Annotated in this window: 1 protein-coding gene; it reads right to left on the bottom strand. The window is 29.6% G+C overall.

All coding sequences use genetic code 11. From position 1 onward, the window contains the following. Positions 1 to 11: 11 nt before the first annotated feature. On the bottom strand, positions 12 to 230 hold a 219-nt coding region (locus R2R70_RS23620), incomplete at its 5' end, for a hypothetical protein (RefSeq protein ID WP_410979436.1).

The following is a 230-nucleotide window of genomic DNA, read 5'->3' as shown; positions in this document are numbered from 1 at the left end:
AACTTCGCCTATTATTTTTTCCAAAATTTAAGAAGTTCATAAATATTCAGAATGGCAATACGTAAATCATCCTGATTACAGATATATTCATCAATCGTTCCAAATGTTGTATAATCTGAGATATTAAAACCTTCTTCAATATCGTTATAATAAATAACTTTTCTTCCGATTAATCCTACAACCCAAAACCCATCACCTTCTTTCCCATACTCTTCTTCAATCCATTTTTC

The organism is Cobetia sp. SIMBA_158 (genome assembly GCF_046566945.1).
GTDB classification, from domain to species: Bacteria; Pseudomonadota; Gammaproteobacteria; order Pseudomonadales; family Halomonadaceae; genus Cobetia; species Cobetia amphilecti.
Note: the sequence above shows the minus strand (reverse complement) of the source record. Positions and strands in the feature narration are given on the sequence as shown.